At 38.0% G+C, this 25,849-nt stretch carries 20 protein-coding genes; 17 read left to right on the forward strand and 3 right to left on the reverse strand.

All coding sequences use genetic code 11. The annotated features are described in order from the left end of the window. Positions 1-138: 138 nt before the first annotated feature. The 8 genes from IGL13_RS00325 (at position 139) to IGL13_RS00360 (ending at position 5,033) form a co-directional block, all read left to right on the forward strand. Positions 139-1,032, forward strand: coding sequence for an SDR family oxidoreductase (locus IGL13_RS00325; RefSeq protein ID WP_002356084.1), 894 nt, complete (start codon positions 139-141; stop codon positions 1,030-1,032). Positions 1,033-1,044: 12 nt separating this feature from the next. Then, positions 1,045-1,617 carry an alkaline shock response membrane anchor protein AmaP gene (gene amaP, locus IGL13_RS00330; protein WP_002381343.1) on the forward strand — a complete coding sequence of 191 codons (573 nt, stop codon included), beginning with the start codon at positions 1,045-1,047 and terminating at the stop codon, positions 1,615-1,617. Positions 1,618-1,629: 12 nt separating this feature from the next. Next, a complete protein-coding gene (locus IGL13_RS00335) occupies positions 1,630-1,821 on the forward strand; it encodes a DUF2273 domain-containing protein (protein WP_002356087.1) in 192 nt (63 codons plus the stop codon). 12 nt (positions 1,822-1,833) lie between these two features. Then, positions 1,834-2,346: an Asp23/Gls24 family envelope stress response protein gene (locus tag IGL13_RS00340; RefSeq protein WP_002383483.1), complete on the forward strand. Its 513-nt coding sequence runs from the start codon at positions 1,834-1,836 to the stop codon at positions 2,344-2,346. 58 nt (positions 2,347-2,404) lie between these two features. Continuing rightward, positions 2,405-2,965 carry an Asp23/Gls24 family envelope stress response protein gene (locus IGL13_RS00345; protein ID WP_002356090.1) on the forward strand — a complete coding sequence of 187 codons (561 nt, stop codon included), beginning with the start codon at positions 2,405-2,407 and terminating at the stop codon, positions 2,963-2,965. Positions 2,966-2,988: 23 nt separating this feature from the next. After that, positions 2,989-3,231 (forward strand): GlsB/YeaQ/YmgE family stress response membrane protein, encoded by a 243-nt coding sequence (locus IGL13_RS00350; protein ID WP_002356092.1) that lies wholly within the window; start codon positions 2,989-2,991, stop codon positions 3,229-3,231. Between the two features lie 366 nt (positions 3,232-3,597). Further along, entirely contained in the window at positions 3,598-4,833 is a 1,236-nt protein-coding gene (locus IGL13_RS00355; RefSeq protein WP_002356101.1) for an MFS transporter, read from the forward strand. Between the two features lie 20 nt (positions 4,834-4,853). Then, complete coding sequence (locus IGL13_RS00360) at positions 4,854-5,033, forward strand: hypothetical protein (RefSeq protein ID WP_002381345.1); 180 nt, start codon at positions 4,854-4,856, stop codon at positions 5,031-5,033. A 155-nt stretch (positions 5,034-5,188) separates the two neighbouring features. Here IGL13_RS00360 and IGL13_RS00365 read toward each other — a convergent pair whose 3' ends face one another. Continuing rightward, complete coding sequence (locus IGL13_RS00365) at positions 5,189-6,673, reverse strand: helix-turn-helix domain-containing protein (protein ID WP_002359246.1); 1,485 nt, start codon at positions 6,671-6,673, stop codon at positions 5,189-5,191. After that, positions 6,667-8,154 carry a helix-turn-helix domain-containing protein gene (locus IGL13_RS00370; RefSeq protein ID WP_002381348.1) on the reverse strand — a complete coding sequence of 496 codons (1,488 nt, stop codon included), beginning with the start codon at positions 8,152-8,154 and terminating at the stop codon, positions 6,667-6,669. The genes IGL13_RS00365 and IGL13_RS00370 overlap by 7 nt, the downstream gene beginning before the upstream one ends. 710 nt (positions 8,155-8,864) lie before the next feature. On the opposite strand from IGL13_RS00370, the gene fss1 reads away from it, so the two are divergent. The 7 genes from fss1 to IGL13_RS00405 all read left to right on the forward strand — a co-directional run bounded on the left by fss1 (position 8,865) and on the right by IGL13_RS00405 (position 23,061). Further along, a complete protein-coding gene (fss1, locus tag IGL13_RS00375; RefSeq protein ID WP_010710074.1) occupies positions 8,865-14,963 on the forward strand; it encodes a fibrinogen-binding MSCRAMM adhesin Fss1 in 6,099 nt (2,032 codons plus the stop codon). Between the two features lie 275 nt (positions 14,964-15,238). Then, positions 15,239-16,153, forward strand: coding sequence for a diacylglycerol/lipid kinase family protein (locus IGL13_RS00380; protein WP_002387466.1), 915 nt, complete (start codon positions 15,239-15,241; stop codon positions 16,151-16,153). Between the two features lie 81 nt (positions 16,154-16,234). Beyond that, positions 16,235-17,740 carry a helix-turn-helix domain-containing protein gene (locus IGL13_RS00385; RefSeq protein ID WP_002378697.1) on the forward strand — a complete coding sequence of 502 codons (1,506 nt, stop codon included), beginning with the start codon at positions 16,235-16,237 and terminating at the stop codon, positions 17,738-17,740. A 344-nt stretch (positions 17,741-18,084) separates the two neighbouring features. Further along, complete coding sequence (locus IGL13_RS00390; RefSeq protein WP_002356115.1) at positions 18,085-18,324, forward strand: hypothetical protein; 240 nt, start codon at positions 18,085-18,087, stop codon at positions 18,322-18,324. Continuing rightward, on the forward strand, positions 18,321-21,182 hold the full coding sequence (locus IGL13_RS00395; RefSeq protein ID WP_430604612.1) for a glycosyl hydrolase family 28-related protein: 2,862 nt from the start codon (positions 18,321-18,323) through the stop codon (positions 21,180-21,182). The genes IGL13_RS00390 and IGL13_RS00395 overlap by 4 nt, the downstream gene beginning before the upstream one ends. Before the next feature lie 176 nt (positions 21,183-21,358). Then, complete coding sequence (locus IGL13_RS00400) at positions 21,359-22,120, forward strand: formate/nitrite transporter family protein (RefSeq protein WP_002389593.1); 762 nt, start codon at positions 21,359-21,361, stop codon at positions 22,118-22,120. 155 nt (positions 22,121-22,275) lie between these two features. Next, complete coding sequence (locus tag IGL13_RS00405; RefSeq protein WP_002378699.1) at positions 22,276-23,061, forward strand: hypothetical protein; 786 nt, start codon at positions 22,276-22,278, stop codon at positions 23,059-23,061. 58 nt (positions 23,062-23,119) lie between these two features. Here IGL13_RS00405 and IGL13_RS00410 read toward each other — a convergent pair whose 3' ends face one another. Beyond that, positions 23,120-23,740, reverse strand: a complete 621-nt coding sequence (locus tag IGL13_RS00410) for a helix-turn-helix transcriptional regulator (RefSeq protein WP_002383467.1) — start codon at positions 23,738-23,740, stop codon at positions 23,120-23,122. Between the two features lie 316 nt (positions 23,741-24,056). Between IGL13_RS00410 and IGL13_RS00415 the strand changes: the two genes are divergently transcribed. Together IGL13_RS00415 and sdaAB are read left to right on the forward strand one after the other, a co-directional pair. Then, complete coding sequence (locus tag IGL13_RS00415; protein ID WP_002383466.1) at positions 24,057-25,163, forward strand: PTS sugar transporter subunit IIC; 1,107 nt, start codon at positions 24,057-24,059, stop codon at positions 25,161-25,163. Then, complete coding sequence (gene sdaAB / locus IGL13_RS00420; RefSeq protein WP_002387470.1) at positions 25,150-25,845, forward strand: L-serine ammonia-lyase, iron-sulfur-dependent subunit beta; 696 nt, start codon at positions 25,150-25,152, stop codon at positions 25,843-25,845. The genes IGL13_RS00415 and sdaAB overlap by 14 nt, the downstream gene beginning before the upstream one ends. The last annotated feature ends 4 nt before the right edge of the window (positions 25,846-25,849 follow it).

Genomic DNA, 25,849 nt, shown 5'->3' on the forward strand with positions numbered 1-25,849 from the left:
ATAAAATCAGCTTTTAGATAATTTTGCCAAAAATTTCGCTTAATGAGTATTAAAAATATTTTTTTTATTTTATGTGCTCAAATATTTTTCAAAAAGAAAAAATTGTATTAAGGTAATAGTAGAAAGGGAGGAGATTTAATGACAGAACCAAACTTAAAAGACCCAAGAAAGTTATTTTATAGTGATGGATTTCCGCAACAAGATCAAGAAACTCCCGCATTACAGGACAAAATGGTCCCTAAACCAGATTGTGGGGAAGACAGCTATGTCGGAAATCACAAATTAGAAAATCGTCGGGTATTAATTACAGGCGGTGATTCTGGGATTGGACGAGCGGCGGCGATTGCTTTTGCTCGCGAAGGCGCAGATATCGCCTTACATTTTTTCCCAGGTGAAGAAAAAGACGCCGAAGAAGTGGCGCACTATATACGAGAAGCTGGCCGAAAAGTCGTTCTTTTGCCAGCAGATTTAAGAGATAAACAGGCACCTGAAAAATTGGTTGCACAAGCTCATGAAGCATTAGGAGGCTTGGATACCCTCGTTTTAAATGCAGCTCAACAAATTTCCTGTGCCGCTATTGAAGAATTGCCAATGGAACAAGTGATAGACACTTTCCATGTCAATATTATTGCGATGTTTGGCATTGTCAAAGCAGCAGTGCCTCACTTACCTGCCGGAAGTAGCATCGTGACAACGACTTCCGTCCAAGCCTTTAATCCCAGTGAGCATTTGTTGGATTATGCAGCAACGAAGGCATCAATTGCCAACTTTACCGTTGGTTTAGCAAAACAACTGGCACCAAAAGGCATTCGGGTAAATGGCGTGGCTCCAGGACCAATCTGGACACCGTTACAGTTAGATCATGGACAACCAATTGAAGAGTTGCCAGAATTTGGACAACATTCTTTACTGGAACGTGCGGGTCAGCCTGCTGAATTAGCCCCTGTTTATGTTTTCTTGGCGTCCAATGATGCAAGTTATGTTACGGCTCAAGTTTATGGCGTAACTGGTGGAGAAGCAATTAATCTTTAGGAGGGATGTTCCGTGAATAAAGTTGTTAAAATACTTTTGCTTCTAGGTTCACTGATTTTAATGGCATTATTTGGCGCGGTGGCCATCACCACTTGGTCAGCCGATACAGCTTGGCAACCACCAGATAATGTCCAATGGTTCTTGCAAGACAACGAGTACGCACGTCAAGCAATCTTTTGGGTAGCGCTGGTTTTACTAGGAATTATGCTCTTTCTATTTTTATTCATTCTTTTATTCCCAAGAAGAAAAGGCACGTTTGAATTAAAAGAAGAGCAAGGAAAGTTAGTGTTACACCGTAAAGCCATCGAAGGATTTGTACGCTCTAGCTTGCAAGACAGTGACTTTCTGGAAGCACCAACCATTCGTGTAAAGGCGACAAAACGGCGCATTAAGGTCAATGTTAAAGGCACACTGAAACGAACGGCAGATTTAATTGGACAAACAGAAGCTTGGTCAAAAACAATGGAAGAACGGCTTGCTCGTTTGGTGGGAACTGGTCACAAGATTACGATTGATGTTCATTTTGAAGATATTCAATCAATGAAACGACCACAACAACAGCAAACACAAGCACGTGTGGAGTAGGAGGGATGTACAATGGTTGAATGGATAAAACAATATGCCGTTCCGTTAATTGGTGGCCTAGTCGGCTTGGTTTTTGCAATCTTGTTTCTGTCAATCGGCTTCTTTAAAACATTGTTAGTAGTACTCCTGACAGGACTAGGTATTTGGCTAGGTTTGTATTTGGAACAGACAGGCATTGTCAAAAATTATTTTCATCATAAATAGGAGGTTTTGGCTATGGAAAATGCAAATGTATCGATTGTTAAAGGTGAGTTGACGTTTGAGGATAAAGTAATCCAAAAAATTATTGGCATTGCTTTGGAAGAAGTCGACGGTTTGTTAACTGTGGACGGCGGTTTTTTCTCGAATTTACGAGATAAAATGATTAACAGTGAAGATGTTACAACAGGCATTCACACCGAGGTCGGCAAAAAACAAGTCGCAGTGGATATGGACATTGTAGCCGAATACGGGAAAGATATCGAGACCATTTATGATCAAATGAAAGAGGTTATTACTCGCGAAGTCCAACAAATGACTCACTTGGAAGTAATCGAAGTCAATGTCAACGTAGTAGATATCAAAACACAAGCAGAGTACCAAGAAGAAAGTGAAACGGTCCAAGATAAACTTGGCAACGCCGCTGAAGCGACAGGTAGTTTTATGTCAAAACAAACCAACAAAGCCAAACATGCGGTAACTAAAGGCAAGACAAAAGTCAAAGAAAACACGGCACCTCGTGTTCAATAATTGGTTATTATTTTATTAAAAATAAAGCAATAATAGAAGAAACTAGGAGGAATGAACCATGAGTAACGAAAAATTCAATAATGTACCAAAACCAGCAGGAAACGGACCACACACACCAGAAGATCATGCAATCAAAGGTGAATTAACATTTGAAGATAAAGTCGTTCAAAAAATTATCGGTTTAGCCTTAGAAAATGTCGATGGTCTATTAACAGTCGATGGCGGCTTTTTCTCAAATATTGCTGAAAAATTAGTAAACACAGATAACGTCACAGCGGGTATTGATACCGAAGTTGGTAAAAAACAAGTCGCTGTTGATATGGATATCGTAGTAGAATACGGCAAAGATATTCAAGACATTTACGAAAAAATGAAAGAATTAATCAGCCGTGAAGTGAAAAAAATGACCCACTTAGATGTGATTGAAGTGAATGTTAACGTAGTCGATATCAAATCAAAAGAAGAATACGAAGAAGATAGCGAAACGGTTCAAGATAAAGTCACAGGCGCTGCCAAAAGTACCGGTGAATTTGCTTCTGAACAAACAGAAAAAGCAAAAAAAGCTGTGAATAAAGGAACAGAACAAGTCAAAGAAAATATGGAACCACGTGTAGAATAAACAGTTAAAGGGAGGAAACAATCATGGGCTTTATTTGGGCATTAATTGTCGGTGGTGTCATTGGGGCAATCGCTGGAGCAATTACTAAAAAAGGATCATCGATGGGTATTATTGCCAATATCATTGCAGGGTTAGTTGGTTCAACAATTGGTCAAGCCATTTTAGGCACATGGGGACCAAGCTTAGCTGGGATGGCTATTGTGCCATCGATTATCGGGGCAGTGATTTTAGTTGCCATCGTTTCATGGATTTTAGGACGAAAATAGAGAAAGTTTAAAAAAATAGGGCATAAGTCGTTTCGGCTTATGCCCTATTTTTCTTTTTCTATGTATGAGGAAGTTTCGTATGAAAAGTAAATTTTGAGCAATTAGCCAAGAGCTTATTTTAATTAAAATCATTAGTCATTTTGGCTTTTCAACAAAAATCAACAACATTTGTTGAAGTTATTTGTAGATAACGTTTATCATTCACAAATTTACATTTTTTTGTAACGGATATCTCGTATAGTAATAACTGCAAATGAATTTCAGAAAATTTTTTGATAAGTCATCAAAGTGAGGGGATAGCGGTCTTTTATTGAAAAATAGCAACACAAAATAAACAGAACAAAAGAGAGAGGAATTCAAAGAATTATGACAGAACAAACACCAACAAAGCTTTTGAATAAAGGCTTTATCAGTATTACAGTGATTAATTTCATTGTCTATCTTGTTTATTATTTATTAATGGTTATTATTGCGGTGATTGCGCAAGATAGCTTACACGCTACTTTAGGTCAAGCGGGTTTGGCCTCAGGAATTTACATCATCGGGACATTGCTTGCACGACTTTTCATGGGGAAACTCCTTGAACTGATTGGGCGTAAACAAGTCTTACGTTATGGGGCTTTGTTTTATCTTTTAACGACTGTTGCGTATATGTATATGCCAAGTATGGGCATTCTTTATCTGGTCCGTTTTTTAAATGGGTTTGGTTACGGAACCGTTTCGACAGCGACCAACGCAATTGTTACCGCCTATATCCCTAAAAACAAAAAAGGGGAAGGGATCAATTATTATGGGTTGAGTACTAGTTTAGCAGCCGGCATTGGGCCATTTATTGGGATGTTATTGTTAAATGTTTCCAACTTCCATGTCATTATTAACTTTTCAATTATTTTAATTTTGTTAACAACCATTGCTTGCTTCATTTTCCCAGTGAAAAATATTGAGTTAACACCTGAACATCGTGAAGCTTTATCTAAATGGAATTTTGATAGTTTTGTTGAAAAGAAAGTTTTATTTATTACATTTATCGCCTTTTTAATGGGTCTTGCTTATTCAAGTGTCTTATCTTTCTTATCTTCTTATGTCAAAGTAATCGATTTAGTTGACGTCAGCACCTTCTTCTTTATCGTCTATGCGGTCGTGATTACCTTAACACGTCCATCGACAGGTCGGATTTTCGATGTCAAAGGTGAACGCTACGTCATGTATCCGAGCTACATTTTCTTAACACTAGGCTTATTCTTATTAAGTATGACTACGTCTGGTTGGATGTTATTAGTTTCAGGTGGGTTAATTGGCTTAGGTTATGGTACCTTCATGTCAAATGGCCAAGCGGTTTGTCTTCAAGAAAGCCCAAGTCCTCACCGTATCGGGATTGCTTTATCGACTTATTTCATCGGTTTAGACCTTGGATTAGGGGTTGGTCCGTACGTTTTAGGTGAATTACGTAACTTTATGTCATTCCAACAAATGTACTTCTTAGCAGGCTGTATCCCAATCGTTTGTACCATTTTATATATGGTCTTCCACAAAGCTAAAAATGATGCCAAAGATTTGTCTCTTGAAACGATTGAAGAGATTGAACACGGCTCAGAACTATAAATGGACAAGGAGTGATTTCAATGCCTAACGATGAACGGATTTTAAACGTTTTACAACAAACACTAACGGAAATTCAACGCATGAACACGCGTTTAGCTAAAATTGAAACAGAGTTAGCCGATGTCGATCAACATCACGCGACTTTGGATCATTACTTGCAAGAGCTAGAATTGGTGACAGAAAATAACAACGTCATGTAAAGTGAGTAGTTAGTAAATGAATGTTCTACGTTTCGGTATCACTAGAGTGGAACATTGAAAATTTTCGTAAAAAACGTCAAAAGGTAGCAGTTTTTCTGCTACCTTTTGGCGTTTTTTGTAATTTTTATCACTTAAAATGTTTCACGTGAAAACTTTTAAAAGTGGCGTGGACTTTGTTTGGTGACAATTTGTGTATTTAAATTTTCTAAGCTTTGCGCTAGTTCACCAATGCTAGCGGAAAAATCAACATAATAAGTGGGAACCGTTGATTTGACACTAACTTCTGAAAAGATATCTGTAATAATTACATCGAAAGGCTTTTCTGGTGAAGCGACAAAAATTAATTTTTTATCCACGGCTTTACTTAGCTTTTCATAAAGGGTATCTAAAATTAAGTTACTTTGATTGGTCCTTACTAAGACACGAATCGGTGGTAAAGATTTCGTTTTCAGTGTACAAAAAAGAATAAACAAGCAGTCAACTAACAATTTTTCATTGCCAATCAATGTCGGAAGCATTTCAATTGTAAGGCGCTTCACATCTTTGTAGAGACTTGGATTTTTTTGAAGTGCTTCTTTTAAAAAGCTTTCTTGCACAAATGGATTGGCAATCGTGACAAAGGTCTTAAAAAAGACACTTAAATTTTGGATAGAAGTATATAGATAAAGATACTCGTGAAATGTCAATTTAATTTGATAAAAAGACGTTAGTTGATAAATGATCTCTTTAATGGGTGAGCCTAATAGCTGGACCATATGCATCCGTGCTGCTGGAATTTCCAAGACATCTTGTGTGGCGTAGCTGACACTAATCGTCAATAAGAAAAAGGCAAAAAGGCCTTCTTTTTGTATAAATTTTGTTGGAACTTGGTGTAAGGCTTCTTCTTTAAAAAACAATTCAAATTCACTCAGATTAACAAAGGGATTAACAATCGCTTCTTCCTCCACGAAAGTTTCTTTGATAAAAAAGCCCTCTTTCCAACGCGCTAAAATCACCGCAGAAAAAATTAAGTCTTTTGTAAAATCTTGTGTTGTATTGAAAGAAACAGAGTGTTTTAAACGTCGAAAGAGACTATGGACTTCTTTTTTAGTAATCGTGTGCAACGGCCAATCCCCTTCAGAGTAATTGTTCCAAAAAAGCATCATAAAGAAAATCCGGATATCTTTTTCTTTGCCCACCAACACATTGGTACGTTTTAAATTGATTTCAATCTGATATTTTTGGAGCCATTGGTTTAATTGTCCAATTTTTCGCGTAAAGGTTGATGAAGAAATTTCTAGGACTTTTTCAAAATGTTTGCTATCAATTGCATTATGGTTAAAGGCATAGGTCAGTACTTGATACGCGAAACTTTTTTTGACAAAGTAGGGCATCAAAAACGACAGTTGGAAATAGGGTGCAAACCAAAATGTGATTTCTTTGGCGTTTGCTGATAAAGAAAATAAGTTCTCCCAGCCGTTTTTTTCAATTTCTGTTTGGAGCAAAGCTACAGATTGTAGAATGGTATTTTGTTGCATTTTTAATTGAGTCGCTAAAGTAGAAATCGCCAATGTTTGTTCTTCTGCTTCACGACGTTCGAGTAACTCTTCTAAAAGAGCAAAACTTTTACGATAAGGTACATCAAGTAACCCTGTTAACATCCGATTCCCTCCAAACTGTTTTCCCCACGCAATTTGGCAAAATAAATTTTGCGAACTACTTGTTTTAGGTTATAGTATTCGTCTAAATAAGGAACGGGATGCCAATAAAAAGTTTTACTGGCGTGAAAAAGCGGATTATTTTTGTCAGTAATGACTAAGTCAGGCACTTCTTGAATATGATTAACAAATTTCAAAGGAACATCGCAATAATTATTGATTTCCTTCGCTAACCAATTTTCTTGTATCTGATTAATAGATGAATGAAGTAAAATTTTAACAGGAATTTGTTTATTTAATAAAACACTCCGAATAATTAAAAAAATGGTTTCTTTAAATAACGCATCTAGTGGATGTTGTTTGTCAAAAGGCAAACGCTTTAAGAAATAGTTGGTTGTTCGTGAAACATTTGGGTATTGTTTTTCATACAAAGAGACATTAGCAACCTCATAGCTCAATTCCTCTTCCACAGGGAAATGAATCAGTCGTTCACTGGCATTGGATAAATTAACCAACAAAAAGACCACTTCTATTGCGCTTAAATCCAACTGTAATTGCGTACATTTTTCAAAAATCCAAGTAGCGTGTGGACTGTTATCCATTCCCATGATCGCTAAGTTGGCAAAGTTGATGGTTTCCATTTGGACCAGAGAGTACATCGTTAATGTGCTGAAGAAATCATAATAAAAATGAATCTCAGCTTGCCAAGTGTCAGGTTCTTTTTGTTCATCAATAAAACAATCATTCACTAATAGTTGGAATTCTGAATAAGGAAAGGCCAAATTAATAGCAGCAACTTCTGGATAATTGGTGATTGTAAAACCGGATTGATAACGGAGTAAACCTATGGACATAATTAATTTTAATTTGCGTAAATCAGTATATGTAAAGTAAGGGTAACGGTTTTTGATGATTTCAATGAAGTTCTGCAATTGTGCTTGATTAGTCTTAGATAGAAATGGTACTAGAGAAGTTCCTGAAATGAAGAATAAGGAATAAAAGAAACTGCGAAAATCTTTCTCGTTACCACAAATTTTTTCTCGTCTTTTTAAGTTTAAATAACAATTAAATCTAGCTAGATGATTATTTAAACGGTCACTGACTTGTTTAAAAATAGAAAAGTTAATAAAGTGCTCTTCACAAAAATCTTTGGCTGATGTGTAGCGTTTTAAAAGTAAATCCAGGGCTAACATATAGGTTAGTGACCCGCGGACAACAGCTTCTTTCATTAACTCAATCGGGATATTTTCATCGGCAACTAATTCTATGGACTGTTGATTATTAATGATGCGAATATGTACATTTTCATGTGTATTGACTCGAGAAATTAACAAAGTTAATTGATTCAATAAATTGTTGATATTGTAATGGGAAAATTCATATTTTCGTCGGAGTACTTGCATGGGGACTTTTTCTTTACTGTCATACAAGTATTCAATTAGGGAAAGTAACTGAATTTCCTGTTTGGTTAATAAGTTATACATAATAACCACCTTTCTAATTGGTTATGATTGTTTGATTTTTCAGATAATACAGATAGGGCATTCTTGTCTAAATGACATTTGACAATTGCCAGTGAAAGAACTAGTTGTTCTTATGCTACTGTATCTATTCTTAAAAATCAAGAAGAACTGAATGTGTCAAATGGAAGAAAACATGGACAAAAAATGATAGAGCAAAAAATTATTAAGAAAAACAACCAGTTTATATAAAACATTTAAATAACAAAAATGATAATTTGAGTCTATTGATTTTTTAGCTTAAATAGCTTATACAAATAGGCTTTTTTGTCTGGTTAGTTCTTATGAAAAAAATTAAAAAAAACGGTATAGTGGAAGAAGGAATAGTAAAAATAAGAAAGGATAAGGACGTGTTTTCATAAAGATGAAAAGGGTTTCTGGGATTTCATCAACTTTTTCTATTTGGAGGAGAAGTTGTTGATAATTTTCGCTGAAAAATCTCGTTATACTCTTCTTATTCTTATAGAAGAGTCTATAGGAAAAAGCAGAAAATGAATCCGCATTCGAAGTAAGAGTGCGTTTTGAGGAGATAAAAAGAAAAGGTGTGTTGGCTGTCTGTTTTAGCAAGGAAGAAAGACAACAGAAGAGCACTCAATTATTTGGTTTAAAATAAAAAATTGGTACGAAGTGAACGTTCTCTTCTATGTGTCGTTAGTAGAGGAAGGATGAAAGAAATGAGAAAGAATGGTCCAATGGTAAACCGTTGGCTCTACGGGTTGATGTGTTTGTTACTTGTTCTAAATTATGGCACACCACTCATGGCTTTGGCGGAAGATGTTAACAGCGATGGCCAGTTAACGTTAGGAGAAGTGAAGCAAACCAGCCAGCAAGAAATGACCTTAGCGCTTCAAGGAAAAGCACAACCAGTAACACAAGAGGTTGTAGTGCATTATAGTGCCAATGTGTCAATCAAAGCTGCACATTGGGCAGCGCCCAATAATACGCGCAAGATTCAAGTGGATGACCAGAAGAAACAGATTCAAATTGAATTGAATCAGCAAGCGTTAGCAGATACGTTAGTCTTAACGTTGAACCCTACAGCTACAGAAGATGTGACGTTTTCTTATGGACAACAGCAACGAGCGTTGACGTTAAAGACTGGTACTGATCCGACAGAATCAACGGCAATCACGAGTTCGCCAGCCGCATCAGCGAATGAAGGTTCAACAGAAGAAGCATCTACAAACTCCTCTGTTCCTCGTTCGTCCGAAGAAACTGTCGCCAGCACGACAAAAGCGATAGAAAGTAAAACAACTGAATCGACGACTGTCAAACCGCGCGTAGCAGGACCAACAGATATCAGTGACTATTTTACAGGTGATGAAACAACGATTATCGATAATTTTGAAGATCCGATTTATTTAAATCCTGATGGCACACCAGCAACACCGCCGTATAAAGAAGATGTGACCATTCATTGGAACTTTAACTGGTCGATTCCAGAAGATGTGCGGGAACAAATGAAAGCAGGCGATTACTTCGAGTTTCAATTACCTGGCAATTTGAAACCTAATAAACCAGGTTCAGGTGATTTAGTTGATGCAGAAGGAAATGTCTATGGAACCTACACAATTAGTGAAGATGGTACGGTTCGTTTTACCTTTAATGAGCGAATCACGTCTGAAAGTGACATTCACGGGGACTTTTCTTTAGATACTCATTTGAATGATTCAGATGGGCGGGGCCCAGGAGATTGGTTGATTGATATTCCTACACAAGAAGATTTGCCGCCTGTAGTGATTCCAATTGTCCCAGATACCGAACAACAAATTGATAAACAAGGCCATTTTGATCGAACGCCCAATCCTAGTGCGATTACTTGGACGGTAGATATCAATCAAGCGATGAAAGATCAAACAAATCCAACTGTGACGGAAACATGGCCAACAGGGAATACCTTTAAGTCCGTGAAAGTCTATGAGTTAGTGATGAATCTTGATGGAACAATTAAAGAAGTGGGTCGCGAACTTAGTCCAGATGAATATACCGTTGATAAAAATGGCAATGTGACGATTAAAGGTGACACCAACAAAGCGTATCGTCTTGAGTACCAAACGACGATTGACGAGGCGGTTATTCCAGATGGCGGCGGCGATGTGCCTTTTAAAAATCACGCGACGTTAACAAGTGATAATAATCCAAATGGGTTAGATGCTGAAGCAACTGTTACCGCCACATATGGCAAAATGTTAGACAAGCGCAATATAGATTACGACGAAGCCAATCAAGAATTCACTTGGGAAATTAACTACAACTATGGTGAACAAACCATTCCAAAAGACCAAGCAGTCATTACAGACACAATGGGGGATAATTTAACGTTTGAACCAGATTCTTTACATTTATATTCAGTGACATTTGATGACAAAGGAAATGAAGTCGTTGGAGCAGAACTTGTGGAAGGAAAAGATTACAAAGTGGTAATCAACGGAGACGGTTCCTTTGCAATTGACTTTTTACATGATGTGAATGGCGCAGTCAAGATTGATTATAAAACCAAAGTTGATGGAATTGTCGAAGGCGATGTTGCCGTGAATAATCGTGTGGATGTCGGCACTGGTCAGCATTCAGAAGGTGATGGCACAGCCAGTCAACAAAATATTATTAAAAACACTGGTGTAGTTGATTATCAAAATTCAACGATTGGTTGGACGTTAGCTGTGAATCAAAATAATTATTTGATGGAAAACGCCGTGATTACGGATACGTACGAACCAGTTCCTGGCTTAACTATGGTACCCAATTCGTTGGTTGTCAAAGATACAACCACTGGTGCTCAGTTGACGTTAGGCAAGGATTTCATGGTAGAAATAACTCGTAATGCAGATGGTGAAACAGGCTTTAAGGTAAGTTTTATAGGGGCGTATGCCAAAACAAGTGATGCTTTCCACATAACCTATACTACCTTTTTCGATGTTACCGAGTTAGACGCTAATGATCCCGCGTTGGACCATTACCGAAATACTGCTGCCATTGATTGGACGGATGAAGCAGGAAATAATCATCATTCAGAAGATAGTAAACCGTTTAAACCTTTACCTGCTTTTGATTTAAATGCGCAAAAAAGCGGTGTTTACAATGCCGTCACCAAAGAAATCACTTGGACGATTGCGGTTAATTTAAGTAATAATCGTTTAGTCGACGCCTTTTTGACGGATCCAATTTTAACCAATCAAACCTATTTGGCTGGGAGCTTGAAAGTCTATGAAGGCAATACAAAGCCAGATGGTTCGGTTGAAAAAGTGAAACCAACGCAACCGTTGACGGATATCACAATGGAAGAACCAAGCGAGAAAAACCAAAATACTTGGCGTGTTGATTTTCCTAATGATAGTCGTACGTATGTGATTGAATTTAAGACGTCTGTTGATGAAAAAGTTATCGAAGGTTCGGCTAGTTATGACAATACCGCATCTTATACAAACCAAGGTTCTTCACGTGATGTGACAGGAAAAGTTTCTATTCAACATGGTGGCGAATCAGTGAAAAAAGGTGGCGAATACCACAAAGATGATCCAGATCATGTGTACTGGCATGTAATGATCAATGGCGCCCAATCGGTTTTAGACGATGTGGTTATTACTGATACACCCTCACCAAACCAAGTGTTAGATCCCGAGTCATTGGTGATTTACGGTACCAACGTAAAAGAAGACGGAACGATTACGCCAGATAAATCTGTTATTTTAGAAGAAGGAAAAGATTACACACTGGAAGTTACCACCGATAATGAAACAGGACAACAAAAAATTGTCGTTAAAATGGCCCATATTGAAGCACCTTATTATATGGAATATCGTAGTTTAGTGACTTCTTCAGCGGCGGGGAGTACAGACACGGTATCCAACCAAGTGTCAATTACTGGAAATGGTTCAGAAGTCGTTCATGGGGATGACAATGGCGATGTGGTCGTTGACATTGATCACAGTGGCGGGCATGCCACAGGGACTAAAGGCAAAATTCAGCTGAAGAAAACAGCCATGGATGAGACGACTATTTTAGCAGGCGCCCATTTCCAAATTTGGGACCAAGCTAAAACACAAGTCCTACGTGAAGGTACAGTAGACGCCACTGGGGTTATCACATTTGGTGGGTTGCCGCAAGGGCAATACATTTTGGTGGAGACAAAAGCACCAGAAGGCTATACAGTTTCGGACGAATTAGCTAAAGGCCGAGTCATTACTATTGATGAAGAAACTTCAGCCGAAGGAGCACAACCAACCATTATTAAAAACGATGTCAATAAAGTATTTTTAGAAAAAATGGATGAGAAGGGTAAAAAGTTAGTCAATGCTCGCTTTAAATTAGAGCATGCCGTAACCACGCCGTTTACTCATTGGGAAGAAGTTCCCCTTGCGCCGGATCGAACCAACGCGAATGGCCAGTTAGAGGTGGATAGTTTAAAACCAGGGCTTTATCAGTTCACAGAAATCGAAGCACCGACAGGCTATCTTTTAGACACGACACCCAAACGGTTCATTGTGACACAAAACACGAGCGGACAAATTCGTGATGTTCATGTTAAAATGCTTAATTACCAAGGTTCTGCTGAACTAATTAAAAAAGACCAAGCAGGCAATCCATTAGCAGGTGCTGAATTTTCAGTCCTTGATACCACAGGACAAGCGGTTCGAGAACACTTAGTTTCGGATGCAAACGGAAAAGTCACAGTGACGGATTTAGCCCCAGGCAAATATCAATTTGTGGAAACCAAAGCGCCAGCAGGGTACCTTTTAAACACTGAACCAAGTGCTTTCACGATTGCAGCAAGCGATCGGGGCAAACCAGCAACAGTTATAGCAACGGCTAACTTTGTTAACTATCAAGGCGCAGCTAAATTAATCAAAAAAGATGTGAATGGACACTTATTAAGTGGTGCGACATTTAAAGTGCTTGATGCGAAGGGACAAACGATTCAAACAGGCTTGACGACAAATAATCAAGGGGAAATTATTGCAGAGCACTTAGCCCCAGGTAAATATCGCTTTGTAGAAACCAAAGCGCCAACAGGCTATTTATTAAATACCACGCCAGTCCCATTTGAAATTGCTGAGAAAAATGCTGGTAAACCAGCGGTCGTTGTTGCTAGTGACAACTTTGTGAATTACAAAGGGGCTTTCCAAATCGTGAAAACGAATAGCGCAGACCAACCATTAGCAGGTGCTGTTTTTGAATTATATGATCACAATAAACAATCATTAGGGATTACAGCAACGAGTGGCAAAGATGGCAAAATTATCTTTAGAGACTTGGCGCCAGGTACCTATTATTACAAAGAAATCAAAGCACCAAAATTACCAGATGGCGCAGATTATATTATTTATCCTGAATTAGTAAAAGTAGAAATTCGTGGTGATTTCAAAGGCGATCCGGAGATCTTCCAATTAGGGGCCTTCGCCAATTTCAAAGGACGCGCCGTCTTTAAGAAAATTGATGCCAATGCGAACCCACTTCCAGGAACGATTTTTAAATTGTATCGAATCGAAAACGGGGAAAAAATCTTTGAAAGAGAAGTAACTGCTGAAAAAGATGGTTCATTGGCTATGGAGGATTTAGGCGCTGGTAGTTATGAATTAGATGAAATGGATGCAACGGATGGCTATATCGTCAATAAACAACCCATTTATTTTGTAGTGAAGAAGAATTCAAATGATAAACAACCACTAGATGAGTTAGAGTTTGTAAATTATCAAGCGGAAGTAATGGGACGTAAAGTCAACGAGCAAGGTCAAACCTTAGCGGGTGCAGTTTTTGCAATTTACAATGCCGATGAGCAGAATCAGCCACAAGGTTCACCGATAACATTCTTGAATCGTGCAGGAGAAAAGGTTTCTGAAATAACAACGGATAAGACTGGCGAAATTTACGCTAAAGGGCTAAATGAAGGGCATTACGTTTTAGTGGAAACGAAAGCACCAACAGGCTATCTGTTAGACACAACGCCACATCCATTTGATGTAACCGCCCAATTAGGAAAAGAGCAGCCAATTGCTTTAGGCGATCTTATCAATTATCAAGGAACTGCTCAATTAACCAAAGAAAACGAAACAGGTGAAGCATTGGCAGGTGCGGTGTTTAAGGTCATTGATGAAACAGGGCAAACCGTAGCTGGACAAGCCAATCTGATGTCTGACAAGCAAGGCAAAGTCATTGCGAAAAACTTAGCACCGGGAACGTATCGTTTTGTGGAGACACAAGCGCCAACTGGCTATCTTCTTAATGAAACGCCAAGCGCAAGCTTTACGATTGCCAAAGACAACCAAGGCAAACCAGCCACTGTGGTACTTAAAGCACCTTTTATTAATTACCAAGGTGCTGCCAAGCTGGTGAAAATTGATCAGCAAAAGAATGCCTTAGCAGGTGCTGAATTTAAAGTGACAGATGCAGAGACAGGGCAAACTGTCGCTCGTTCATTACGTTCTGACAACCAAGGGTTAGTTCAAGTGAACCACTTACAACCAGGAAAATATACCTTTGTGGAAACAAAAGCGCCGGATGGTTACCAACTGTCTAAGCAAGCTGTCGCATTCACTATTGCGGCAACAGCGAAAGACAAACCTGAACTCGTGGATGCGGGCACGTTTGTTAACGAGAAACAACCTGTATCCAAAAAAACAAAACCAAATCAGCCAACAACGAAACAAGCAGCTAGAGAGACAGGTTGGCTTGGTTTACCGAAAACCAACACACAAGTCAATTACTTCTTTGTCTTTATCGGCCTCCTGTTGGTCGGTTTGGCAAGTTGGCTCTTCTATAAAAAGAGCAAGAAATAAGCAAAAACTATAAAAAAACAGGCCATCCGTCCTTTCGACGGATGGCCTATTTTTTTCCATCTTAAGCTAATCAACTGAACAAAAGCAGCTCCTTCTTATTGACATTCTCAGGTAAGCCTTCATCTCAGTTTAGCCTTTGAACAGAACTTACGGGGTTCTTGGAGATAACCGCTTGTGCCTCAGCCTTTGTTTTTCGATGCTATCTTTAGGTATTTTGGCTAAAATATTGTACACTTTACATGTGCAAGAAATTTAGTTAGAGATATGAGGATAGAATGATGAAAAAGATGATGGTTTTATACAACGAAACTTCAGGAAGTAGTGAAAGTAAAGAGATTGCAGAACGCTTTAAAAAAGCTGCAGAAGCGAGAGGGGAAGCGGTTATTTTGCAACCTTCCAATCCAGACATCGATCCTGAAGAAATGCGGAAAAATGCCAAAGAAAATCAAGTGGGTGTCTTGGTCGTCATTGGTGGTGACGGGACCATTCATCATGCCGTTCAAAATTTTAAAGACACCATTCGTGACTATCAAATAGGGATTATTCCAGGTGGAACAGTCAATAATTTTGCGCGTGTGTTAAGTATTCCTTTGAAAGAAGAAGACGCCTTTGAGACCATTTTGGCAGGACAGACCACGCCAGTTGATTTTGGGATGGTAAATCAAGATGTGATGATTTCGACCTTAACGATTGGACTATTGGCGGACACAGCAGCAAATGTGACCCAACAGGAGAAACAAAAATATGGTCCTTTAGCCTTTACAAAGCAATTTTTCCGCTTATTAATGAAAAAGAAAAAATACAAACTAAAAATTGATGGCGATGAAAGACGTTGGCATGGCAAAGCCCAATTATTAACGATGACCATGACGAATTCTGCTGGCGGCTTTACCAATTTCGATGCCAATGCTACGCCAGATGACGGCGAAGTCCACATTATCATTTTACCTAAGTTAGTTTTTTACAAGTTTGTCTATTATTTACCTAAAATTATCAGAGGACAATTAAATGAAATTCCTGGTGTCGTGTATTTCTCTGGGAGTCAATTTAAAATTAGTGGCGAAAAAGACAAGAAAGTCCAAACACGAACAGATGGCGACCCTACCGATGATTTACCGATTAAAGTAACGGTGGAAGCTGGGGGACTCAACGTGTTTGTTCCTGAAACGTCCACATCTACGAAAGAATAAAAGAAACAACTGTTATTTTTTCGTGGAATAGATTTCTCATTTTGTGTACAATAGAACAGAAGAGAGGCAGTTGAGTGAACAGTGAAATGGGATGAATATGTTGATATATTCGATACAGATGTCGTTTCTAAAATTATTATTTTAAGAAACTTGCCAATTAATGAAGGCTGGATTGACATCAATGAGTTAGCAGAAGAATTACAATTAAACAAAAAATCAGTCAAAAAATACGTAGAACTTCTAAAAGATGACATTACGTATTATGCTGTGGATAATGATGCTTCTTTGGCTTTTGAAAAGGGGCATGGCTATCGCTTGAACTTGGCGTCCAGTCAAGCATTCCAGAAACTTTATACAGCAATTTTTCGGGATAGTTTAACTTATCAAGTAATGGAAGATTTATTCTGGGGTCGATTTAATGGAATTGTGCCAGCGACAGCAAAATATCATACCAGTGATGCCACGATTCGGCGCTTGCTCAAAGGGTTTACAGAAATTTTAGCACCATTGGGGTTAGTGATTAATAAAAGCACCTGGAAAATTGAAGGCAATGAAGCGTATTTGCGCCATTTTGCTTACACTATTTTTATGGACTTAATCCGTGATACTTGGCCTTTTGACTATATACAAGAAACGGAAGTCGCACAAACTGTCCAAAAAATGATGGCTTTTTTCAACGTAGAAGTTGCGGAAACGGTGATACGCCGAGTTAAATATATGGTCGCTATCTCAAAAGTCCGTAGTGCGCAAGGCGCCGAATATCGACCTTCAGCCGAGCAAGAAACTTATTTAGAAGGTAATAAACATTACCAAGCCTTTATAGAAGAGATGACAGCTACAACCCTTTTCCTTAACAAAAACGATTTAACTTTTGTGTACTTTTTCTTGTTAGCCAATGACCAATTTTATCAAGATGAAGCCACTGCACAAGCAATTTTAGCGCATTTTGATGAGTCTGAAGCGCCTGTTTATATGTTGACTCATTTAGTCCAACATTTCTTATTAGAAGAAATACACATGACGCCGCAATTGGAGAAAATTCGTCCGCAAATTTTTTATTATTTGTTTGCTACACATTTATTTGCCGAACTTTACTATGTCCAAAATGTGAAAATGTATAATGTCTTTTGGAATAAAGTCAAAGAAAAATATCCGGTTCTTTTAGAAGAATTAAGCCAAGGCTTAAATCAACTTTATGAACAAACAGGCAATGAATTATTTACAAATAAAGAATTTTTGGCTCTGCGTTATTCTAGTGTTTTGGCGCTTTCCAATGATTTAATTCATCGCGAACAAAAAATTGTTTTAGGGTTAAAATCAGGCTTGCCAGTACTGGAAGAAGAACGGGTGAAAATTTCGATTGAAAATAATTTTCGTCGGTTTTATGCATTGGAAGTCTTACGATACAGTGAAGCAAGCAAAGAAGAATGGCAAAATATTGATTTACTATTAGTGACTTCTTTGGCAGATGTAGAAACGGGCCATCCAGAGATCTTTTTACTTTCAAGTGAGTTAACGTTTGAGCAATATAATCGTTTGAACCAAAAAATAGTAAAAATTAACGAGAAAAGAACCACGTCACTTTAATAAAAAATCAAAAAAATGGGCTTTTTTGAGGTATATGTCCGATAAATTGTAAAAAAATTTTTCTAAAAAGTAAAAAAAGACAAGAAGAAAACGTCAATAAGTAGGTAATCAACACCTACTTATTGACGTTTTCTCGTTGTTTTTTAATAAATACTGCGTCAATTCTTCTGAAAATTATGTCAAAAAGGTACTTTTTTTGCTTTTTTTATCGTAAATAATAGATGATTAGCTATTGATAGTAAAGGAACTACTACTTTTTTTAACAGTCAGTTAAAAAATATTGAGGGTTCTCACAAGAATTTTTCTATATAATAGAAAGAGCAAGGGAAGGAAGGCGGGATAGAATGAAAAAACGGATGGAACAAATTGAAGAAATCTTAAGTTGTGAAGAAAATAGTGCCGGTGTTCGATTAAAGGAATTGGTTGAGGCCTTAGAATTAGAAGTCACAAATCAAAACTTGTTAAAGGTAACAAGTATCTTACATATGAATCCAAAATTTAAAAAAATTTATGCATACGAAGACAGTCGTGTTATTACGCTGTATCAACTTTTACAAAATAAGCCGTTGGAAGTAACGGAATGAAAAGAGGAAAACACATGAAGAAAACAATACTTATTCTTCTATTTGGTTTATTGACGGTGGTTGGTCTACCAATGGTGACTGAAGCGGCTGAACCAGTTGATGCAACAGATGCAACAATTTTTGGTGCGCAAGCGATGGTACCTAATAGCACAGAGGATCAAACAGATAAGTTACAGACATTACTGAGTCAGACAGCAAAGGAAGGACGGGCATTATTTTTACCACAGGGAAGTTATGCTCTGTCAAAAGATATTGCGATTTCTTCAAATTATCAATTAATTGGCGATACAACAGGAGCCACTATTTTACATAATGCTACAGGTACACCGATTCAACTAACAGACACAACGTACGGGACGAAAACCAATGTACGACTTCAAAATATTGCTTTTGACGGCATCAATGTGACCTTAAAATTGACGAATCAATTAACGCTAGCAAACAATATCTTTTATAATCCATTAAAAGGATTCGTGGTCAATTTAAATGCAGATATTGGCGTTAAAATTTCAGGTAATATTTTCATGCGAGACACAGCACATATGCAGCCAGGGATTGATTTTAACCGAGCGATTTACATTGGTGGTTATTCAACACCAAGTCGCTTCCAGTATATGTCAGATGTAGACATCGTGGACAATTTATTTGGGTTAAAAGTGACAGAATTAGATGCGATTAAAAGCACCAGTCGTTCAGATTTAGCAGCGACTATTACACGTTTGCAAACAGCCATTGAAGCTGGTGCTATTTCAGTACCTAATGAACAAAATTATCTATCCACCGGGGTTAATTCTTTTAATATGTTGAAGGATGTAACTGTCCAACATAATTTTTTCTATTCACCCTATGACAATGAAAACTTAAACGGCTTAGGTGGCGATCATGCGATTTATTTCCGTGGTGCCCAAAATATCACGGTGGTGGGGAATCACTTACGTGGACTACAAAATGGTCCAGCTGGCGGATTTAAGTTTAAATCAGGCCGTAATATTACGATTATGAATAATTATTTGCGAAATACAGGTCTCATTATATATGGAACACCAGAGATTGGTTTAGCAGAAACGCAAGCAGAGGGTGCTATTTCAGAACTCTCTAACTGGTTAGTGGCTAATAACATTTTTGATTGGAAATACTGGGATAATCAATATGCAATTGGAATGGAATACAATCGACATACAGGAAATAACAATGTGTTCAATGGCGTATTTATCAACAATCAGTTTGTTAACTACCATAATATTCCGCAAAACCGACGTCGGGAATTGTTAATCGCTAGTGGCGGTGGTTTCCGACCAGAAACGAGTTTTGTGAAAGACAATACTCGAGATGATGGCCTTAAAAACGGCCAATTATTGGTAGAAAATTGGACAGAGGCGGACTATCGCTTAATGCCAGCAACATGGGAATCATTAATTTCACCAACGCTTTATGAGCAATATAAAAATACGCCAATTCCGGTTAGAAATACTTTAGCAACCCCTGTGGCTACAACGATTGTGCAAGGACAATCAATCGATCCGCAACAACTGGTTGCTAATACAAATGACGCGGATGAAGCAGTCCCAGCCGCTAAAATCGTCAATCCAGAGGTCTTAAATGAAATCGGCCAACAAAAAGTGACTGTTCAATTAACTTATGAAACAGGGTCATTGGTAACAGTGAACGTACCGGTGACGGTAGAGGCCCCTGCAAAAAAGCTTGATTTGTCCCAGCTACAAACCGTTTATGCTTCGATTGGTGAAGCAAACCAATATACAGTTTACTCTTGGCAGCTATTCACTGCCATTGGGCCTAAAACAATTGTTCCTTCCTATTATCAGCAGGCGACACAATTGTTAGCAGAAGGTCAGGAGAGTCAGGACAAAACCCAAGAGCAAGTGGATCAGTTAACAAGTAATTTGCAATCTGCAATGAAAGTATTAGTCAAAAAAGCCGATATCACGCTAGAGCGTACAGAAGCAGAAAATGAACTTGCAAGCGTTCATAAATTAGACGAATCTGTATATACCAAAGACTCTTGGCAAGCCATGCAAGAAGCCTTAATAGATACAACAACTGGCGAAGGAAGCTCTAAGCAGTTACAACAACTGCTTGCTTGGTCAGATGAAGAATTATTAGAGCCAACACTTGGTGGCTTTAAAACGCCTGCAGATGCACAAAAGCGTATTAACCAATTAACACAAACCATAAAAACGGCGTTACTTCTGTTAGTTGAAAAATCAACAGAGACAACTAGTAACACAAGCGAAAGCAGCACCTCAAGCACAACCAGTGAAACCAGTAATACCAGCGAAAGCAGCACGCCAAGCACGACAAGTGAGAGCAGTAGTACGAGTGAAAGCAACACGCAAAGCACAACCAGCGAAACCAGTAGTACCAGCGAAAGTAGTACCGCAAGTGAAACAAGCAATACAAATGAAAGCAACACACCAAGTACAACCAGTAAAACAAGTAGTACCAGCGAAAGTAGTGCTTCAAGTACGACCAGCGCAACCAACAGTACAAGTGAGAGTAGCACCCCAAGCACTGTAAACGAAAGCAGTCAAAACAAAGGCCAGAATTCTGTCATTTACGCGGTAGAGTCTAATCAAGATCCTAATGACGCTCAAAGTAATTCAAAGCCCTCTGCCAAGGCTAGTCAAACAAAGGAATCAGTAGCAGAAAACCAAGCAACTAAACAGATACAGACAAATCAAGAATCGTCAGGAACAGTCAAAAAAGCGGATAATACGACCAAAATTGCCAAGAAAAAATTCCCCAAAACAGAGGAACAATCTTCAGCAGTTGTGAGCTTCCTAGGCCTAATCTTTTTATCGTTAGCCATAGCAACCTATTGTTTTAAAGTGAAAAGATAACTCTTTAAAAACGGATAAGTAAGCATCCTGAAACAAGAAATAGGACTTGTTTCAGGATGTTTTCATATAAAATTAAAAGAACTACAGTTTTTAGTGAAAAAATACACAAAAGTACTTGAATTTCTGTGATATAAGGGTAAAGTAAAGGAGGACAAAAAACAAAGGAAGTGAAATGTTTGTATACACCAGATGAAATTTTAAGTATTAGTATTGAAAATGGTCAGAAAAAAATTCAAAAGCCTTTGGTAGCAAAACTCATTTTAGGATTTATCGGCGGTGCCATGATTTCCCTCGGCTATTTGGCTTATGTGCGTGTTTCCGCCTCTATTCCAGCAGATTTAGCCAGTGTTCAAGCTTTAGTGGGAGCTGCGGTTTTCCCAATTGGTCTAATTGTTATTTTAATGGCTGGTGGTGAGTTAATCACAGGAAATATGATGGCGGTGAGTACGGCTTGGTTTGCTAAAAAGGTCTCTTTCAGAGAATTACTCGTGAACTGGGTCACAATTACATTGGCAAATATGGTTGGCGCCCTATTTGTTGCCTATTTTTTTGGCCATTATTTAGGTTTAACCAGTAGCGGCGCCTATTTAAATCAGGTTCTTTCTCTTGCAGAACATAAAGTTGCAGCAACTTGGCTTCAAGCAATTATTTCAGGTATTGGCTGTAACTGGTTCGTAGGTCTGGCCTTATGGCTTTGTTATGGTGCGAAAGATGCAGCGGGGAAACTATTAGGCATCTGGTTTCCAGTAATGATTTTTGTTGCAATTGGCTTTCAGCATAGTGTGGCGAATGCATTCATCATTCCAGCCGCAATTTTTGAAGGCGGCGTTCAGTGGGGAGACTTTTTCCGTAATTTTATTTTTGTTTATTTAGGTAATATCATTGGTGGTGCCATTTTTGTTTCTGGCTTTTACTATTTAAGCTATCGCAAACATTAAATCCATTTAGCAGATAAAAACCTACACAAAGGCTAAATGCCTTTGTGCAGGTTTTTTCTTTTTAAACAAAAAGGAAAACGGTTGAAAAATTATTGCTAGATTTTTAAAACAATGTTACATTAATGTTACAAAAAGATTTCTGGAGGTAACGAAAAATGAAAAAAATTGCTTTGTTCAGTATGTTAACGTTCAGTGTATTGTCTTTAAGTCTAGCAGGATGTGGAAACAAAAAAACAGCAAGCACAAATGATTCTAAGCCAAAGCAAGAAACAAAGAAAGCCACGCAGAAATCCTCTAGCCAACAAGAAATGAAAAGTAGTCATTCGTCTGTCACGGGTCAAAATTCTAATGTGACAGGGGAAAATCCGTCAGAAAATGCCACGCAGCCTTCTGCAGGAACTGATGAAACGAATGAAGTCCCTCAAAACCAAGCACCTGATACAAACATTACAATTACCAATGTTGTTTTCAATCCTGAAAGAAATGAAATTAATGGTACTACATTACCTAATGCAACCATTACAGCAACGGTAGTCGGTGATGCTTCTGCACAAGCAGGTGTTTTTTATGCGGATGCCAATGGCAATTTTACAGTAATTAGTCCCAGAGCGGGAGCGACTACTCAATTAATCGCAACCGTTGATCAACGGAATAGTGCACCTGTCCAAATTGATATTCCAAGTTCAGGACAAGAAGCAGCGCTTTCTTTTAGCAATATTACGATTGATCCGAAACAAGGGACAATTTCTGGTAAAACAGCACCGAATGCAACTATTTTAGTGTCACGTGCAGATGATGCGCGGGTGATTCTAGCAAGTTTTACTGCGGATGCCCAAGGGAATTTCACAGCCAGTAATTTAGTTCCCGGCACAAAAAATCGCTTAGACGTTACGTTAAATGGAGAAATAGGGGCACCTTACTTGTTTGATTTACCAAATTAAAATAGAAGAGAAGTGATCAAAGCCACCAACGCTAGTTAGCGTTGGTGGCTTTGATGGTTTAAGCTTCTTCTTTTTTATGATTGCGGATATGTAAATAGATGGTATTTTTTGAAATACCTAATCGATCGGCAATCTTTATGACAGAATCTTTGAGATTAAAAATTCCTTGATCATATAAACGAATAACAATTTCTTTATTTTGATTCAAATGTGATACATTTGGATCGCTTTCTACTGCTTGTTTTACTTTTGTCAGTGAAGTAGTGATTAATTCGTCAATATTGTCAGAAAAATGTTCAGAATTTTTAAGCTCTTGGGACATATCATTTTGTTGTCCTGAAGGTAATAAGTCTTGCAAGTAATCAATTAATGGCATTTCTAAATGCATATTGATACAGATTAATCCAATAATACGATCATTTTCACCGATAACTGGAATAGTGGAAGATTTTAAAATAACCCCTTTTTGATTTTTATTGTAGTAGGGTTTCACAGCGTAATCATGTTCCGACTCTACTTGACTTAACATTTTTAACGCCATATCAGTAATGGGGGCACCTTCCTTGCGGTTACTGAAATGGCCATTGATGACTTTGATAGCTGAACTTTCCAAATTTTCTAAACTATGAAGAATGACTTCATGGGTACTACCAAAGAAGTTCCCTAATCCATCAAGCATTAAGGCATGTGAATGTAAGATTTGTTTATCTACTTCACTTAAACGTAAATATGACTCCAAGTGATATCCTCCCCTACACTGAAATTAATTTTAGTGTAATACTTTTTTAATGGAAAAGCAATAAGATTCTTTACGTTAAAAAAATACATTGACTAAACTTTTGTTTAGTCGTATACTCTGAATGTGGAATGAAATTTTTGTTACTCATTGTACTTTAGTTCATCGGAATGCTCGCTCATTCTTTCACTTGTTGAGCAATAAAAATTTTATTCAGGAGTACCATCCGTTATAAAAAAATATAGTTGGAGGCAAAGAAATGAAAACGTTATCAGGAATCTTGATGTTAGTCTTAGTTTTATGTGGCATGTCCCTATTCTCTTTTAAAGCACCGCGAGGGAAAAAATCTTTAAGTGCTTTGTCTGGTGCAGCTTGTGCCACCTTTCTACCAGAGGCATTTTTGCGGTATGCAGTAGGCGGCGTTTTTCATTTAGATTATGTGTCGCAAATTGGTGAAACAATGGGTAGTCTAGGTGGTTTAGCAGCTGGAGCTCTTGTGCCGCTCGCTTTCGGGATTAGTCCAGTTTTTTCAATTATTTTAGGTCTGTCATTGATTAAAGTCAGCTTGTTACCAGCCTTTATTACCGCATATCTTTTATCTTTTGTTGTTGAGCAGATGCAAAAACGTATTCCAGAAGGGATTGACTTATTAGTCGTTATTTTAGTCATTCCAGTCGCTGCTTCGTTAGTTGCTGGTTTTATTCAACCCGTTGTATTAGGTGTCCTAGAAGTTATTGGGGGCACGATTTTAAGTGCAGTAGATGGCAATCCATATGTGATGGGCGCAATTTTAGGTGCTATTATCCCGATTGTTGGTATGACACCGTTAAGTTCAATGGTTTTAACTGCCTTGATTGGTTTGACTGGTGTACCAATGGCTGTCGGTGCGTTGACTTGTTACGGCAGTTCCATTGTCAATGCGGCGCTATTTAAAAAGTTAAAACTAGGCACAGCTTCAACTCCGTTAGCTGTGGCAATTGAGCCATTAACACAAGTCGATATCATCAGCTCCAATCCAATACCTATTTACGCAACGAATTTATTTTCAGGAATGGTTAGTGGTATTGTAGTGACTTTCTTTGGCTTAAAAGTACCTGTGACAGGAATGGCAACACCGTGGGCTGGTTTACTTGTGACATTAGGTAACAATGCCATTCAAACGACTTTACTAGCAGTAGCGATTATCACAGTGGTCAGTCTGATGTTTGGATTTTTAGGTGCGCTGGTCTTTAAACGTTACAGAATTGAAGCGGTGGATAATACACCAGAATTTGAAGGAACGACGGAAGTAACCAGTGAAAAAGAAAAAGAAGCAGTAAAAACCAAAGGAGGAGTTACGTATGAACACAGCTATGGCCATCAATAAACCTAAAAAAGTGAACAAAGTAATGAACTACAAAAGTTGTTTTGACATTATCGGTCCTATTATGATTGGTCCTTCTAGTTCGCATACAGCTGGGGCCTTAGCAATTGGCTTAGCGGCAAGAAAGTTATTCGGCGGAACGCCAGAAAAAATTGTGATTAAATACTATGAATCTTTTGCAGACACGCATAAAGGACATGGAACTGATTTTGCAATTATTGGCGGAATTCTTGGACTAGCAGCAGATGATGCCAACGTAACACAATCCATTGAACTTGCGGAAGAACAAGGAATTGAGATTCAATTTTTAGAAATGAGTGAAGAAAGTCCAGTGAAGCATGCTAATACAGCATGTGTGACACTCAGTGATGCAACGCACGAAATTCATTTAACAGGAATTTCTGTAGGTGGCGGCACTATCGAGGTGAAATACATTGAATTAGACGGTTTCAATGTCCAACTACATGGTCCTTTACCTATTTTGTTAGTCATTAATCAAGAAGAGCAGGCGATGCAAGCTTTTAAAGATACGTTACAAAAAAATAATATTCAAGTGAATGCGGTGTCTCGTTATGTGGAAGGGAATCAAATTTTATTCATCTTTGACTTAGATTCGGCACCCATTTCCTCGGTGAAAGAACAACTGTTTTCACTAGATGACACATCGAAAATAATCTTATTATGATAGG

Source organism: Enterococcus sp. DIV1937 (assembly GCF_050535975.1).
Classification (GTDB): Bacteria; Bacillota; Bacilli; order Lactobacillales; family Enterococcaceae; genus Enterococcus; species Enterococcus faecalis.

Coding starts and splice junctions, on each gene's coding strand:
- IGL13_RS00325 (WP_002356084.1), top strand. CDS start 139: ATGACAGAACCAAACTTAAAAGACCCAAGAAAGTTATTTTATAGTGAT.
- IGL13_RS00335 (WP_002356087.1), top strand. CDS start 1,630: ATGGTTGAATGGATAAAACAATATGCCGTTCCGTTAATTGGTGGCCTA.
- IGL13_RS00340 (WP_002383483.1), top strand. CDS start 1,834: ATGGAAAATGCAAATGTATCGATTGTTAAAGGTGAGTTGACGTTTGAG.
- IGL13_RS00345 (WP_002356090.1), top strand. CDS start 2,405: ATGAGTAACGAAAAATTCAATAATGTACCAAAACCAGCAGGAAACGGA.
- IGL13_RS00350 (WP_002356092.1), top strand. CDS start 2,989: ATGGGCTTTATTTGGGCATTAATTGTCGGTGGTGTCATTGGGGCAATC.
- IGL13_RS00355 (WP_002356101.1), top strand. CDS start 3,598: ATGACAGAACAAACACCAACAAAGCTTTTGAATAAAGGCTTTATCAGT.
- IGL13_RS00360 (WP_002381345.1), top strand. CDS start 4,854: ATGCCTAACGATGAACGGATTTTAAACGTTTTACAACAAACACTAACG.
- IGL13_RS00365 (WP_002359246.1), bottom strand. CDS start 6,673: ATGTTAACAGGGTTACTTGATGTACCTTATCGTAAAAGTTTTGCTCTT.
- IGL13_RS00370 (WP_002381348.1), bottom strand. CDS start 8,154: ATGTATAACTTATTAACCAAACAGGAAATTCAGTTACTTTCCCTAATT.
- fss1 (WP_010710074.1), top strand. CDS start 8,865: ATGAGAAAGAATGGTCCAATGGTAAACCGTTGGCTCTACGGGTTGATG.
- IGL13_RS00380 (WP_002387466.1), top strand. CDS start 15,239: ATGATGAAAAAGATGATGGTTTTATACAACGAAACTTCAGGAAGTAGT.
- IGL13_RS00390 (WP_002356115.1), top strand. CDS start 18,085: ATGAAAAAACGGATGGAACAAATTGAAGAAATCTTAAGTTGTGAAGAA.
- IGL13_RS00395 (WP_430604612.1), top strand. CDS start 18,321: ATGAAAAGAGGAAAACACATGAAGAAAACAATACTTATTCTTCTATTT.
- IGL13_RS00405 (WP_002378699.1), top strand. CDS start 22,276: ATGAAAAAAATTGCTTTGTTCAGTATGTTAACGTTCAGTGTATTGTCT.
- IGL13_RS00410 (WP_002383467.1), bottom strand. CDS start 23,740: ATGCTTGATGGATTAGGGAACTTCTTTGGTAGTACCCATGAAGTCATT.
- IGL13_RS00415 (WP_002383466.1), top strand. CDS start 24,057: ATGAAAACGTTATCAGGAATCTTGATGTTAGTCTTAGTTTTATGTGGC.
- sdaAB (WP_002387470.1), top strand. CDS start 25,150: ATGGCCATCAATAAACCTAAAAAAGTGAACAAAGTAATGAACTACAAA.